Source organism: Methylosarcina fibrata AML-C10, assembly GCF_000372865.1.
GTDB classification, from domain to species: Bacteria; Pseudomonadota; Gammaproteobacteria; order Methylococcales; family Methylomonadaceae; genus Methylosarcina; species Methylosarcina fibrata.
The window spans coordinates 4801285-4815520 of the sequence record NZ_KB889965.1 but is presented as its reverse complement, the minus strand read 5'-3'; the positions used below and the strand labels follow the sequence as shown (position 1 = coordinate 4815520).

Annotated in this window: 12 protein-coding genes; 4 read left to right on the top strand and 8 right to left on the bottom strand. The window is 52.9% G+C overall.

Features of this window, described 5'->3' with window-relative positions; translation table 11 throughout:
- Nucleotides 1-70: 70 nt before the first annotated feature.
- The 3 genes from dnaK to hrcA form a co-directional block, all read right to left on the bottom strand.
- Nucleotides 71-2005 (bottom strand): molecular chaperone DnaK, encoded by a 1935-nt coding sequence (gene dnaK, locus A3OW_RS0122855; protein WP_026223873.1) that lies wholly within the window; start codon nt 2003-2005, stop codon nt 71-73.
- A gap of 73 nt (nt 2006-2078) precedes the next feature.
- Nucleotides 2079-2708: a nucleotide exchange factor GrpE gene (gene grpE / locus A3OW_RS0122850; protein ID WP_020565788.1), complete on the bottom strand. Its 630-nt coding sequence runs from the start codon at nt 2706-2708 to the stop codon at nt 2079-2081.
- 63 nt (nt 2709-2771) lie between these two features.
- Entirely contained in the window at nt 2772-3794 is a 1023-nt protein-coding gene (hrcA, locus tag A3OW_RS0122845) for a heat-inducible transcriptional repressor HrcA (protein ID WP_020565787.1), read from the bottom strand.
- Between the two features lie 278 nt (nt 3795-4072).
- Between hrcA and A3OW_RS0122840 the strand changes: the two genes are divergently transcribed.
- Both A3OW_RS0122840 and recN read left to right on the top strand, forming a co-directional pair.
- A complete protein-coding gene (locus A3OW_RS0122840) occupies nt 4073-4948 on the top strand; it encodes an NAD(+) kinase (RefSeq protein WP_020565786.1) in 876 nt (291 codons plus the stop codon).
- 9 nt (nt 4949-4957) lie between these two features.
- On the top strand, nt 4958-6637 hold the full coding sequence (gene recN, locus A3OW_RS0122835; RefSeq protein WP_020565785.1) for a DNA repair protein RecN: 1680 nt from the start codon (nt 4958-4960) through the stop codon (nt 6635-6637).
- A 346-nt stretch (nt 6638-6983) separates the two neighbouring features.
- Here the strand turns inward: recN and A3OW_RS0122830 are convergent, their stop codons facing one another.
- From A3OW_RS0122830 to A3OW_RS0122820, 3 genes are all read right to left on the bottom strand, one after another.
- On the bottom strand, nt 6984-7196 hold the full coding sequence (locus tag A3OW_RS0122830; RefSeq protein ID WP_020565784.1) for a cold-shock protein: 213 nt from the start codon (nt 7194-7196) through the stop codon (nt 6984-6986).
- A gap of 361 nt (nt 7197-7557) precedes the next feature.
- Nucleotides 7558-8463, bottom strand: coding sequence for a DMT family transporter (locus A3OW_RS0122825; RefSeq protein ID WP_020565783.1), 906 nt, complete (start codon nt 8461-8463; stop codon nt 7558-7560).
- Nucleotides 8464-8682: 219 nt separating this feature from the next.
- Nucleotides 8683-10263, bottom strand: a complete 1581-nt coding sequence (locus A3OW_RS0122820; RefSeq protein ID WP_020565782.1) for a glycerol-3-phosphate dehydrogenase/oxidase — start codon at nt 10261-10263, stop codon at nt 8683-8685.
- Between the two features lie 223 nt (nt 10264-10486).
- Here A3OW_RS0122820 and A3OW_RS25685 point away from each other — a divergent pair, with 223 nt between their 5' ends.
- A complete protein-coding gene (locus A3OW_RS25685) occupies nt 10487-11602 on the top strand; it encodes an autotransporter strand-loop-strand O-heptosyltransferase (RefSeq protein WP_157385956.1) in 1116 nt (371 codons plus the stop codon).
- Between the two features lie 91 nt (nt 11603-11693).
- Here the strand turns inward: A3OW_RS25685 and A3OW_RS28760 are convergent, their stop codons facing one another.
- The gene (locus A3OW_RS28760) at nt 11694-12005 is read right to left on the bottom strand and encodes a hypothetical protein (protein ID WP_157385955.1); all 312 of its coding nucleotides are present in this window, start codon (nt 12003-12005) and stop codon (nt 11694-11696) included.
- A 34-nt stretch (nt 12006-12039) separates the two neighbouring features.
- Here A3OW_RS28760 and A3OW_RS28755 point away from each other — a divergent pair, with 34 nt between their 5' ends.
- Nucleotides 12040-12441 (top strand): hypothetical protein, encoded by a 402-nt coding sequence (locus tag A3OW_RS28755; RefSeq protein WP_157385954.1) that lies wholly within the window; start codon nt 12040-12042, stop codon nt 12439-12441.
- 489 nt (nt 12442-12930) lie between these two features.
- Here A3OW_RS28755 and A3OW_RS0122800 read toward each other — a convergent pair whose 3' ends face one another.
- The gene (locus tag A3OW_RS0122800; protein WP_020565778.1) at nt 12931-14223 is read right to left on the bottom strand and encodes an adenylosuccinate synthase; all 1293 of its coding nucleotides are present in this window, start codon (nt 14221-14223) and stop codon (nt 12931-12933) included.
- Between the last annotated feature and the right edge of the window lie 13 nt (nt 14224-14236).

The window sequence follows — 14236 nt, the reverse complement described above, 5'->3', positions numbered from 1 at the left end:
CCACGGGAGATGCCGCCGTCACGCGGGGTTGTCAAAAACCGCGCCGGTTCGGGCGCGGCATGCTTTCATCTTATTTTTTGTGATCGTCCTTTACCTCTTCGAATTCGGCATCGACCACGCCTTCGTCGGCGGCGTGCCCGCCCGAATGCTTGGCATCTTCGGTTTCGCCGGCACCTTCGGCGGCCGATTTTTGCGCATAAACCCGTTCGGCGAGCTTGCCCGACAACTCGGTCAATTCATTGGTTTTCGCTTCGATGTCTTCTTTGCTGTCGCCTTTGACCGCATGCTTCAGATCCTCGATGGCTTTTTCGATGGCAGCCTTTTCTTCGGCGCCCACCTGGTCGCCCAATTCCTTCAACGATTTTTCCGTCGCATGAATCATGCTGTCCGCGCGGTTGCGCGCCGCGACCAGCTCGGTCAGCTTGCGGTCTTCGTCGGCATGCGCCTCGGCGTCCTTGATCATGCGCTCGACTTCATCTTCCGACAGGCCGCTGGAAGCCTTGATCACGATCGACTGCTTCTTGCCGGTGGCCTTGTCCTTGGCCGATACGTTCAAAATACCGTTCGCGTCGATGTCGAAGGATACCTCGATTTGCGGAATGCCGCGCGGTGCCGGAGGAATATCGGTCAAATCGAAACGACCCAAAGACTTGTTAGCCGAAGCTTTTTCCCGTTCGCCTTGCAGGACGTGAACGGTCACCGCGGTCTGATTATCGTCCGCCGTGGAGAACACCTGCGACGCATTGGTCGGTATCGTGGTATTTTTCTCGATCAGCTTGGTCATGACGCCGCCCAGCGTTTCGATGCCCAAAGACAACGGAATCACGTCGAGCAACAAGACGTCCTTGACTTCGCCGCCCAGAACCCCGGCCTGAATCGCGGCGCCGAGCGCGACCGCTTCGTCGGGATTGACGTCCTTGCGCGGCTCTCTGCCGAAAATGCTTTTCACCATTTCCTGTACTTTCGGCATGCGGGTTTGTCCGCCCACCAGGATCACGTCGTGAATGTCGGAGGCTTTCAAGCCGGCGTCTTTCAACGCGATTTCGCATGGGCCCTTGGTTTTCAGAATCAAATCCTCGACCAACGATTCCAGCTTCGCCCGGGTCAGCTTGACGTTCAAGTGTTTCGGGCCGGTCGCATCGGCCGTGATGTACGGCAGATTCACGTCGGTTTGCTGAGTCGAGGACAGTTCGATCTTAGCTTTCTCGGCCGCCTCTTTCAAGCGCTGTAACGCTAAAGGATCGTTATGCAGATCGACGCCGCTTTCCTTCTTAAATTCGGAGGCCAGATATTCGATCACGCGCAAGTCGAAGTCTTCACCGCCGAGGAAGGTGTCGCCGTTGGTCGACAGCACTTCAAACTGGTGCTCGCCTTCGATTTCGGCGATTTCGATGATCGAGATGTCGAAAGTGCCGCCGCCGAGGTCATACACCGCAATTTTAGTGTCGCCTTTCGGTTTGTCCATGCCGAAGGCCAGTGCCGATGCGGTCGGTTCGTTGATGATGCGCTTCACTTCCAGGCCGGCGATACGGCCCGCGTCTTTGGTTGCCTGACGTTGCGAATCGTTGAAATACGCCGGAACGGTAATGACCGCTTCCTTGACTTCTTCGCCCAGATACGCTTCGGCGTCCTTTTTCAGCTTCATCAACACGCGCGCGGAAATTTCCGGAGCCGCCATCTTTTTGCCGTGCACTTCAACCCAGGCGTCGCCGTTTTCGGCTTCGACAATTTTATAGGGCACCATTTTGATGTCTTTTTGTACGACGTCGTCCTTAAAACGGCGGCCGATCAAACGTTTGATCGCAAACAGCGTATTTTTTGGATTGGTCACCGCCTGACGTTTCGCCGATTGCCCGACCAGGACTTCGTCATCACTGGTAAAGGCGATGATGGAAGGAGTCGTACGCGCGCCCTCGCTGTTCTCGATCACTTTTGCGACGCCGTTTTCCAGTACCGCCACGCAAGAGTTCGTCGTACCTAAATCTATTCCGATAATTTTAGCCATTGAATGCTCCAGACTTGAATATGAGTATAAGGTTAAAGTTGTTGATTACGATATAAGGCCTGTTTCACCGAGTTCAAGCCTGCTCATCGATGATCGGTGCATTACCGGACGGCTTTTCGGCGCCCTTTGCCACCAGAACCATCGCGGGACGCAATAAACGGCCGTTCAACATGTAACCCTTTTGAAAAACGTTGGCTACGGTATTGGGCTGGGCGCCTTCCACTTCCTGCATTGCCATGGCCTGATGCTGCTCGGCGTTGAAAGGCTGTCCCATCGGATCGATCGTGACGATATTGAATTTGGCAAATACGGATTCGAACTGTTTGATCGTCAGTTCGCTGCCTTCCCTGAATTTTTGTACCTCCGGGCTATCACCGCCGGCGGCCTGCAGGCCGAGTTCCAGGCTGTCCATGACCGGCAACAAAGCTTTTGCGAAATTCTCCAGGGCAAATTTATGAGCGTTTTCAAGATCCCGCTGCGTCCTTCTTTTCATATTCTCCATTTCAGCCTGAGCCCTGACCGCTTTATCCCAGTTCTCCTGGGCTCTTTTCTCGGCCTGGGCCAATTGTTCCTTTAATTCTTCCAGAGTCGGTTCCGGTGCGACCCGTTCGGACTCGGCGGCTTCCGACGCGGCGGAAACTTCCGTTACTTCGGGATTTTCAGTGTTAACCTGGTTCGCAGGTATTTCCTGATCGGTACTCATTATTGCAGATTCCTTAAAAATAGTTAGCCACGCGCTTGAAGCGCCCCAATGAAGTTGTGGTTGTTATGATGGGGACGCAGATTTCGGATTCAAGGCCGCGCCCAACAATTTCGCCGTGACGTCGACATAAGGAATGATTTTTTCATAAGCCATGCGCGTAGGCCCTATCACGCCGAGCACGCCGACGACTTCATCGCTGACCGAGTAAGAAGAAGTCACCAGGCTGCAATGATGAAAGGCCTGATAGCCGGATTCTTCTCCGATAAAAATCTGAACGCCTTCCGCCTTCATGCATTGGTCGAGCAAGTGGATCACTCCCTGTTTCTGGCTGAAAGCGTCAAACAGTTGTCTCAGTTGATCCCGATCCGACAGCTCGGAAAAATCCATGAGATTGGTTTCGCCGGTCAGCACGAAATCTTCTTTTTCGGTGCTCGATTCGAACGTCAATTGGGCCATTTTTATCGCATCCAGCATGACCTGATTCATCCGTTCCCGATCGTCCTGAAGTTCCTTCAGGACCGCTTCGCGAATCGTCAGCAGACTCTTCCCGGAATAAACCGAATTCAGATAATTGGCGGCCTGCTGCAATTCCGGGGAGGTAAAAAGTTTGGACGTGGTAATGATTTTATTATGGACTTCCTGTTCGTTAGTGACAAAAATGACCAGGACCCGGGTATTCGACAACGGTAAAAATTCGATATGGCGCAGATAGAGCAACTCTCTTTTGGGCAAAGTCACTACCCCCGCCATTTGGGTCAGCTCGGAAAGCAGCCGGGAGGCCGTGCCGATCACGTCGGCCGGATTGTCCTTTGCCGTCAGGCTTTTGGACAATCTCAGAAACTCCTCCGATTGCAGCGGTTTGACCGTCAGCAGCATGTCGACGAACAAACGATAGCCGCTTACGGTCGGCACCCGGCCGGCCGAGGTATGCGGCGAATGGATCAACCCCAGATCTTCCAGATCCGACATCACGTTCCTTATCGTTGCGGGACTGAGTTTGAACTCGGAGTCTTTCGACAAGGCGCGCGAGCCGACAGGCTGTCCGTCGGAGATGTAACGTTCGATCAGCGCTTTCAATAGCAGCAAGGACCGCTCATTTAAAATATGCTTCTTTCCCACACCGACCTCTTAAAAAACGTCAATTTGGCACTCTACCAAAACGAGTGCCAACCCTAAAAAATATCAGCTCGATGATTTATTGTCAACCGCTCCCGATATCGTCTTTTTAGACTAAAGTATTCCGGAGAAATATAGACATTTTGATCCGTTTTGGAGAATTTTGGAGTTCCCGGTTAAACTCAGCCAAATTCATTAGCGCATGCATTTTTTGTATAATCCAGTCTTTTTATCAGTGTCAATCAGCAATGCGGACTCATTTCAAAACCATCGGCCTCATAGGCAAACCCAGCGACCCCAGCATTGCTGAAACCTTATCCCTTCTTTATAGCCATCTATTACAGCATCAGTTCAGAGTGATCGTGGTTGAAGACAGCGTCAGGTTCATTGTCGATCAACCGGTTCAATCATGCCCCATAGACAATCTGGGCCGGCATTGCGACGTGGCCATTGCCGTGGGAGGAGACGGTACCTTTTTGGCGGCCGCAAGGGCCGTGGCGCCTTACGACATCCCGCTGATCGGCATCAATCTGGGAAGAATCGGTTTTCTGGTCGATATCTCGCCCGATCAATTGTCGGATAAACTTTTTCCCATCCTCCAGGGTCGTTACGTGGAAGAAGAGCGCTATTTGCTGCGCGCCAAAATCATTCGCAACGGCCGGACCATACACGAAGAACGAGCGGTCAACGAAGTGGCCATCCACCGCTGGGTCACGCCGAGCATGATCGAGATCGTAACCCGCATCGATCAGGTTTTTCTCAACTCGCAACGGTCCGACGGACTGATCATTTCAACCCCCACCGGATCGACCGCCTACGCCCTGTCCGCGGGGGGACCTATTTTATATCCGTCATTGAACGCGCTGGTGCTGGTGCCGTTAAATCCGCATACGCTGTCGAATCGGCCCATCGTGATTCACGATAGTGCCGAGATCGAAATCAGCTTCTGCCAGACCAAGCAAATCAACGCCTTGGTCACTTGCGATCACATCGAGATTCCGGAAGTTTTAATCAGCGATAAAATTTTAATTAAAAAAGAGCCGAAACCGATTAGAATTTTACATCCGGAAGATCATGATTTCTTTCAAATCCTCAGGAAAAAGTTGAACTGGAGCAGCGGTTAACCGATCCCCATGCTATTGAATCTTAATATTATCGATCTGGCGGTCGTCAAGTCCCTCGATCTCGACCTCGAACAAGGGATGTCGGTGCTTACCGGCGAAACCGGCGCCGGCAAATCCATTTTATTGACCGCGCTGGGGCTGGCGCTGGGCGACCGGGCCGATTCGGGCTATGTCCGCCCCAACTGCAAACGCGCCGAAATCAATCTGGAATTCGACCTGTCCGATGCGCCGCAAGCGCATGAGTGGCTTAAAGAAAACGACCTGGACGACGGGCAGGCCTGTCTGATCCGGCGCATCGTCAGCGAGGACGGCCGCTCCAGGGCCTATGTCAACAACCGCCCGGTCACCTTGCAATCGTTGCAGGAATTGAGCGAAAAGCTGGTCGAAATTCACGGTCAGCATGCGCATTTGACCCTTCTTCATGCCGAAGAACAGCGTCGGCTTCTCGATGCCTTTGCAAAAAGCCAGCCGCTGCTGGATAACCTGAACGACTGCTGCCGGCAATGGCAGCAAGCCCATCGTGAACTCGCCTCCCTGAAAAAGGCGGCCGCCGATCGAACCGAGCGCGAAGAACTGCTGAAGTATCAGATCGAGGAACTAAAGCAGCTCGATCTGGCCAACTTCAATTATCCTGCGCTGTTGGAGGAGCACAGCAAGAGGGCGCATCTGGAACAGATCCTGAGCACGGGACAGCGCCAGATCGATCTTCTTTATGAAAACGACCAACAGTCTCTGCTACGGATGCTCAACCACAGCGTCGGTGAACTGAACTCCATTGCCCGCTTTGCGCCGGAACTGACGGAGATCTGTTCGCTGCTTTCCGAAGCCCAAATCCAGATCGAAGAGGCTTCGCTGCAATTGCGGCGCTTTCTGGAAGCGCAGGAAGCCGACCCGGAACGCATGGAAACGCTGGAAAATCAGATCGGCGTCATTCAAAACCTCAGCCGGAAACACCATATTGCCCCGGAAGAATTGCCTCAATGGCTCGAAAAACTCGAAGACGAGCTTGACGGCATCAGCCATAGCGGCGAACGCATCGAGGCTCTGGAAACCGCGACGAAGACCTTGCTGACCGAATACCGGCAACTGGCCGGGCAATTGTCGGAAAAACGCAAGGAAGCGGCAGGAAAACTAGAACATCAGATTTCTTCAATGATCAAAGAGCTGGGCATGCCGCAAGGCGAATTTCTCGTGACTGTTTCGCCGCTGCCGGGAGAAGAACCGAAGCCGTACGGAACGGATAAAATCGAATTCCTGGTCAGCGCCAATCCCGGACTGCCCGCCAAACCGCTGGCCAAAGTGGCCTCAGGCGGCGAGCTGTCGCGCATCAGCCTGGCCATTCAAGTCACCACGTCGAGCGATAAGACCACGCCGACGATGATTTTCGATGAGGTCGATTCCGGCATCGGCGGCGGCATCGCCGAAATCGTCGGACAAAAACTGAGAAGTTTGAGCCGTAACCGGCAAGTCATGTGCGTCACCCATCTGCCTCAGGTCGCATCACAGGCTCATCATCATCTTTACGTGGAAAAAAATCACAAGACCGACATCACTTCTTCCAATGTACGGAAATTGAACGGCGAGGAGCGAGTCGAAGAAATCGCAAGAATGCTGGGAGGCGTCCATATCACCGCCAATACCCTGGCCCATGCCAAAGAAATGCTGTTCCACTCTGCCTCGGGAAGTTAAACCGGAAAATCGGCTTCACTCGAAAGCGTCGTCAAGCACTTAAACAGAAGATGTATTAGAAAAGAATTAACGAGCCCGAAGCACGCCCCTTAAAATCAAGGATAACCGAGCGCCTCATTAGGTCATTCGATAAATTTCTGAATGAACGGCGCTTGAAGATCAACCCCAACGGAATTTCCGTTGCCGCCACCTTGTGACCGGGCTATTGTCGTTCGTGTCATGGCTCGCAGAACGCCCCTAATTCGGGTCGAACGAACAATGAGAAAATAAAGCAATCCCAGCTTGAAAAAGGAATCGAACCTGAAAGCTCTTCACTCTCAGGCTCGATTGCAATTCAATTCTGAATTTATTTTGCCGGAGTTACATTTTCTGCCTGCAGCCCTTTCTGGCCCTGAGTCACCTGCATGGTAACCTTTTGACCTTCACGCAAGGTTTTGCGACCGGTTCCGTTAATCGCACTATGGTGCACAAAAACATCCTTGCCACCTTCCTGTTCAATAAATCCAAACCCTTTTTCATCATTGAACCACTTAACGGTACCTACGACTTGTTCTGACATATCACACTCTTTTATTATAAAAATACTCGCCGATGGAAGTCGGCTTTACAAACCCCGGCTTAAATAAAGCGGGCTCAAACTTTATTGCGAAACTCATCTTAGCACTAAAAATATCCATTGAGCAAAACATTTTCACTAACAGTATCTGTTAGTCTCCGCTATTTTCTGCCAAGCCGTTTCCGAGAGCCGGCTTTCCATAAGCAGTTTCCGGATCGATTTCTCAGAAAAAACCTTATTTACAAACAGTTAAATCACGAGACCGGCCCGATTTTGCCGATTCCGCCCGAGTTTGAAAAAAGGTCCGTGTCGGGTCTTGGTTCCCGTCCGCGCAAGAGGCATTGGCAAACCGGTACAGTTCTGATCAGTGCCGCGATTTGCCGTTGCTTACTACTCTTTTTAAACCGACGACTCGGTCAAAATATTCATGCAGGACGAGTGCGGACAATATCAATAAACTTCCGGCCAGTACCCGGAAGGTCAATGGTTCCTGATTGACCGTCCGGCCCAGCAGAAGAGCCAGTACCGGCGACACCAGAGTAATCAACGCGACTTGCGTCGCCTCCAGGCGGGTCAACAGATAGTAATAAAGCACAAAGCCGAAGGTTGTCGCAACGATTCCAAGATAAAGGATCGAAGCGACGCTGATCGGCGGCAAAAGGATGGGCCAGTGTCCGTCCGCAACGGCCCAGGTCAGAAGATAAGCCGGCAGGGCAAACAGAAGACCTCCGGCGACCTGAACCAGGGCCGGCAACCCGGCATTAATGTATTTGATCCAGACCGCGCTCAAGGATTGCAGCAGCGCTGCGATAATCACCGCCGTTATGCCCATAACGGCGTTGCGGCCTGACTGCAAAGCCGAACCGAACATCACTCCCAGACCGGCGATGCCGAAGAAATAAGCCAAAAACCTGCCCAACGAAAGATTGCGCTCCCCCAGACAGTAAACTGCCAGCAAAGCCGTCATCAGGGGAGTCAGCCCGAATAACACCGAAATCCAACCGGACGGGATAAATTGAGCTCCCCAGTAAACAGTCATCATGGAACCATAAATTTGCAGGGCCACCGCCAGATAGGTCATCAGCGCGCTTTTGTGCCAGGGCAGGCGCTTTCGGCTGCCGGCCAAAGCTAGCAAGATACCGCCCGCCCCGATCACCATGCGGGCCGTCGCTCCAAAAAGAAAGCCGGGGCCTTCGCCGCTCCACTTGATCGCTAGCGGGGTCGTCGACCACAGCAGGATCACGATGACATATGCCAGACAAACACGCATTCTAAAACAGAAGAATTTCTCAATAAAAAATCCGGGCAAACGCTTGTTTCAGAGCTGTAAGCCCTGTAAGTCGGATGCCGAAGAAAACAATGGACGGAGAAGGAAAGGGGTTCGGTTCGCCACTTTTCGGACAGCGCCACAAAAAATCGTGGTCAGTTTGCTCACTCGCCGGATATTGTATCTCAATTCTTAGCGTTAGCCTTTAAGAATAAACATCCTTTATTCATCGAGCCATTTCCGCTTACAGGAAGAGTACTCGGCAGACTCTCTCTCGCTGCTCCAATTCAGTTCCCTGGCGGCCAGTCCCGCCAATCGCTGCAATTGCGCCGGGGTCATTTTCGTTAAAATCAGCAAAGGGATTCTCCGCCGCAGCAGATCTTCCAGATGAACGACCATTTCGCGGCGCGCGCAAAAAATCAGATCGGCCAGAATAAAAGGAACGTCCGGCAGGATCCTTTCGGTTAAAGGCGATTGTTGGCTGCAAAGACGGAAAATTTCCTCCACCCTGTTGCCGTGGCGACGCAGCAGCCAGCCGGCGCTGTCTCCGTCGATGCCCAGTCGGAGCGCCGTCGACCACTGCTGCCGAACCCAGAGTTGATAATCCCCTTCGGGCCGCCAGGGAAAGGGCTTGCCGAAAGTGGAACCGGGCCGGACCTTGCCCAAATGAGCGCAGACCCGGTCGACGATGCTTTCGGCATCGGCCCGGGCGGAGGTCAACTTACCTCCGATCGACGTCAATACCCCGTTGCGGGAAGTTTTCAGTTCCCAATCACGGCTGATCGAGGAAGGCGATGCTTTCGCGCTCATTTTCAATACGCGCAAACCGGCGTATTCGCCGAGGACGTCCTGCTCTTTCCAGGGCGCGCCTTTAACGACGCGGTTGACTTCGTTCAGCAGATACTCTCTTTCTTCGGGCTCGACGTTGATTCTTTCAATGTCTCCCTGGTAATTACTGTCGGTGGTCCCGACCAGAGTACGTCCGTACCAGGGCATGAGAAAAAACACCCGCCCGTCCGATTGGGCCGTCAACAAAAGCGCCTCGCGTTCACCCAGATCCGGCAGAATCAGGTGAACACCTTTGGACAGCCGATAGCCGGGATTTTCATTTTGCACCGAACCCGACCACTGACCGGCAGCATTCACGATCCGGGCGGCGGAAAGATTTCCCGTTTCGCCCGTCACCTGGTCCCGAATACAGGCTCCGTTTATCCTGCCGTTGCTTTCCGTGAACCCGGAGACTTTGCAGTAATTCAGACAAACGGCGCCGTTGTTTCGCGCGCCGTCGATCAATTCGAGGACCAGGCGGGCATCGTCGGTCTGGGCGTCGAAATAGCTGTAGCCTGCAATCAATTTTGCAGAATTTAAAAACGGAAAGCGTCCGGCAAACTCGGCGGCCGAATAGCGATGAAATTTTCTCTCGGCAGGAATCGCCCCGGCCAGCCAGTCGTAAAGAGAAAGGCCGATCCTTAACCGCAGCGATCCGAAGCGGCCGTCTCGATACACCGGCAATCCGAAACGCAAAGGCCAGATTCGGTGCGCGGCAGCGTGCAGCAACATTTCTCGTTCGGCCAATGCTTTACGGACCAGTTTGAAATCGAACGATTCCAGATACCGCAGCCCTCCGTGTATCAACTTACTGGAGGCCGAAGAGGTGGCGCCGGCCCAGTCTCCCTGATCGACCACGGCAACGGACAAGCCTCGCAAAGCGGCATCGTAAGCGGTCCACGCGCCGTAAATCCCGCCTCCGCAGACGAGCAAATCGAAAGTTCGGCCATTAATTGAAGAAAAATCTCTGTACATCGGTTAAATTTCTGAACGTTTTGGTTTATTCGAACAATCCAGACTAATGGTGATTGCCGTGCTCAACCCGACTCTTGAAAATTATTCCTTGCTCCCGGTAGAAAACGGCCGCAGCCCTATTCCCTATTAATTACTATAGCGGCATTATTTTGATACAAAGAATTTAATTTCTGCCGAAACCCACGACCCAACAGACAACACCATTTGACACAGGAACATGCCATTGACTCAACTTCCCGAATTTTTATGCAACTTTATCGACGGCGCCTATCTGGAAATTAAAGGCGATACCCAGGATGCCTTTATCGTTGAAATGACCAGCCTGGACGATCCAGAGCTGGCCTTGCGCTCGGAAATCTCGGCCAATCAATGGGTGCGCACTCCGCACCGTTATTTCATTCGCTGGCGCATCCGCGTTTTTGACCAACCGTCTCATCGGCTGCTGCTCCAGCACGACTACGACAACGGCGGCCGGCGGGTTTATATTTCCATGGAATCCAGTGCGCTGGGAGACACTCTGGCCTGGCTGCCGGCGGTGGAGCAATTCGGCGAACGATGGAATTGCCGGGTCGTCTGTTCCACCTTTTTTAACGGTTTATTTAAGGATCAGTATCCCGGCATCGAATTTGTAGAACCCGGCGAAACCGTCGAGGATGTCTATGCGCATTATCGTCTGGGCTGGTTTTATCAAGACGACGGCGAATGCGACTATGCCCGAAACGTTCAGGATTTCCGGCGGCAGCCGATAGGTCAGTCGGCATACGATATTCTGGGCCTCGACTATACGGAAACCAGACCTCGGCTAAAACCGGTCGCGCTGCCCCGTCCGCTGGAAAAACCGTATGTCTGCATCGGTTTCCACGCGACCGCGCAAGCCAAATACTGGAACAATCCCAAAGGCTGGGAGGAAGTGATTCGCTTCCTTCGCTATAAGGGATACCGTGTCGTTTTGCTCTCTCATGAAGGGAAAGAGCACATGGGAAACAAAGTGCCCAAAGACGTCAAATGTCTGCCGAAAGGCTCCTTGGATACGGTGATCAATTACCTGAACCATGCCCGGCTCTTTATCGGCATAGGCAGCGGTTTAAGCTGGCTGTCCTGGGCGACCGGTTGCCGAACCTGCCTGATCAGCGGATTTTCCTATCCTTATACGGAAATGCAGGAGTGCCTCCGGATATTTCCCAGAGGCGAAGTCTGCAGCGGTTGTTTTAACCGGTACCGCCTGGATCAGGGCGACTGGAACTGGTGTCCGGATCACAAGAATACGTCCCGGATGTTCGAATGCACCCGGCAGATCAGCGGGCGCCAGGTCATCGAAGCCATCTCGCCGTTTTTATAATTCCCGATCAAGAAATCCGCTCAAAAAAAACGGCTTCCCATGCAGGTAATCTACTCCTGCACGGGAAGCCGTCGAGAATATCGCTCTCTAATTACAATGCGACCCGGACGACTTCGGTATTTGGGGTCAGATCATCGTCGTCTGCGTCAAATTCGATGACGACGTCTCCGCTCGTAATGGAAGGTATCTGCGACGGCGAACAGAAGCCTTTAATTTCCTGGTAATTCCCTTTCCGGACCCGAACGTTCAGCGTGTAATTGAAAAATTTGCGCGATTGGCCGGCGCTATCGAACTCGCAAACCTCACCGCCCGGGAAAACGGCTTTTAACACGCCGACATCGTTGTCAAAATTTTCCTTGGTCACCAGATCGCCTTCCTTGCCGAGCCTGATCTTGACTTTCAAATCCTGTTTCTCGCCATTTCGTTTATAAATCTTTTTGAACGATCCCTTAACCACCGGGGATGAAACACTGGTTGAAAAAATACAATTTTTGCTTGTTCCGGTTGCATTGCACGAATTGGTCACAGCACCGGACGTGCCTGAAGTACCCGACGTACCCGATGTGCCTGAAGTACCCGACGTACCCGACGTACCCGATGTACCCGATGTACCCGATGTACCCGATGTACCCGATGTACCCGATGTACCCGATGTACCTGAAGTACCGGATGTACCCGACGTGCCGGATGTAGAATCGTCGCTTGAGCTGCTGGTCACCGCATTATCGATACCGTTTTGGGCTAAAGCGGGCACTGATGCCGCTAGAGTGCCTACCAATAAAAAAGCCAGTTCTTTATGTTTAAATGATTTCATTTTTGCTCCTCTTGAAATGAATTAAATCGTTAAGCTCTGCCGATCGCCTGGGAATCAACGATACTTTCAGAATACTTATTAACTTAATTGCATCATTCCATGAAAAGGTTCATCGATGCGGATGAATTTTGATTTTTTTGTAATCCCGTCTCTCTCGGCGAAGAATGGGCGGACGGTAGGGCTAAGCAGGCATGGATTCCTAAAAGAGGCTCGGGCTTTCCGACAAGGCAATCGCGAGAATCAATCCGAAGAGCGGACACCGGCTTGGCCGGCTCCGATCCTGGACGGGTTCATAAAAATCTCTTTTTGCCTTTCGGAAAGATTGGCGATAAAGGCGGCTGGCCTTTTTTCGTAAGAGCAAGGATTTGCGCCCTGCTTTCGAGACCGGTTTTCTGTCTGGTTTATGATTATTTGATTCCGAAAACCCGAGAACCCGAGAACCGTCGATTAAAAACTGTAGACTAACCTCGGATTGCCCGCCCGGTGCGAGCGGGCAAATGCCTCGGTCTTCTATCTAGGCAAACGGGTGTTCCAGAATAATGGTCTCTTCCCGATCCGGTCCCGTGGACAGGATGGCGATCTTGACGCCCACCAGCTCCTCAATCCTTTTAATATAGGCTCTGGCATTTTCCGGCAGCGCATTGAAATCGGTAATGCCGGCCGTGGTACCCGACCAGCCCGGCATCTCTTCAATCACGGCATGGCATTCCTGATATTGATCGGCCCCCAACGGCGCTATATCGGTCATGCATCCGTTCAACCGGTAAGAGGTGCAAATACCGACCTTGTCGAGGCCATCCAGAACGTCCAGTTTGGTCAAACAAATGCCGCTGAGACTGTTCAGCTTCGCCGACTTGCGCATGGCCACCGCGTCGAACCAGCCGGTACGGCGTTTTCGGCCGGTAGTCGCGCCGAACTCATGGCCGACGGTGCCCAGATGCTCGCCGTACTGGTCGTGCAGTTCGGTAGGAAAGGGACCGTTGCCGACTCGGGTCGAGTACGCCTTGGTAATACCCAGAACATAATCCAGATCGAGCGGCCCCACACCGGAGCCGGTCGACGCGCCGCCGGCGGTCGTGCTGGACGAGGTGACATACGGAAAAGTGCCGTGATCGATGTCCAGCAAAGCGCCCTGCGCCCCTTCGAACAACAGATTTTTTCCCTGGGCTTGATAATCATATAAAACCTCGCTCACGTCGGTCAGCATGGGCTTGATCTGCTCGCCCAGCCTCAGCGCTTCGTCCAGCGTCTGCTGATAATCGACGGCATCGGTTTTATAGTAGTGGACCAGCATGAAATTATGATAATCCAGCAATTCCTTCAGCTTTTCGGCGAACGTCGCGGAATTGAGCAAATCCCCCGCCCGGAGCCCCCGCCTTCCCGCCTTGTCTTCATAAGCCGGACCGATGCCGCGGCCGGTAGTGCCGATGGCTTTATTGCCGCGGGCCTTTTCCCGGGCGCGGTCGATGGCGACATGGACCGGCAGGATCAACGTGCAGGCTTCACTGATCAGCAACCGGTTTCTGACCGAGAGACCGGCTTTTTCAAGAACCTCGATTTCTTCCAGCAAGGCGTTCAGCGACAGCACGACGCCGTTGCCGATCATGCACCGTACATTTTCTCTCAATATGCCGGAAGGAATCAGATGTAAAACGGTTTTTTCTCCGCGCAAAACCAAGGTATGTCCGGCATTGTGACCACCTTGAAAACGAACGACCGCTTCCGCCTGATCCGTCAACAGATCGACCAGCTTACCCTTCCCTTCGTCACCCCACTGTGTACCGATGACAACAACATTTTTTCCCATAATCATTCCAAAC

What these genes read in the sequence shown, in the direction of transcription:
- A3OW_RS0122820 (WP_020565782.1), bottom strand. Translation starts at nt 10,263, where the DNA reads ATGTACAGAGATTTTTCTTCAATTAATGGCCGAACTTTCGATTTGCTC.
- A3OW_RS0122830 (WP_020565784.1), bottom strand. Translation starts at nt 7,196, where the DNA reads ATGTCAGAACAAGTCGTAGGTACCGTTAAGTGGTTCAATGATGAAAAA.
- A3OW_RS0122840 (WP_020565786.1), top strand. Translation starts at nt 4,073, where the DNA reads ATGCGGACTCATTTCAAAACCATCGGCCTCATAGGCAAACCCAGCGAC.
- dnaK (WP_026223873.1), bottom strand. Translation starts at nt 2,005, where the DNA reads ATGGCTAAAATTATCGGAATAGATTTAGGTACGACGAACTCTTGCGTG.
- recN (WP_020565785.1), top strand. Translation starts at nt 4,958, where the DNA reads ATGCTATTGAATCTTAATATTATCGATCTGGCGGTCGTCAAGTCCCTC.
- A3OW_RS0122800 (WP_020565778.1), bottom strand. Translation starts at nt 14,223, where the DNA reads ATGGGAAAAAATGTTGTTGTCATCGGTACACAGTGGGGTGACGAAGGG.
- A3OW_RS0122825 (WP_020565783.1), bottom strand. Translation starts at nt 8,463, where the DNA reads ATGCGTGTTTGTCTGGCATATGTCATCGTGATCCTGCTGTGGTCGACG.
- grpE (WP_020565788.1), bottom strand. Translation starts at nt 2,708, where the DNA reads ATGAGTACCGATCAGGAAATACCTGCGAACCAGGTTAACACTGAAAAT.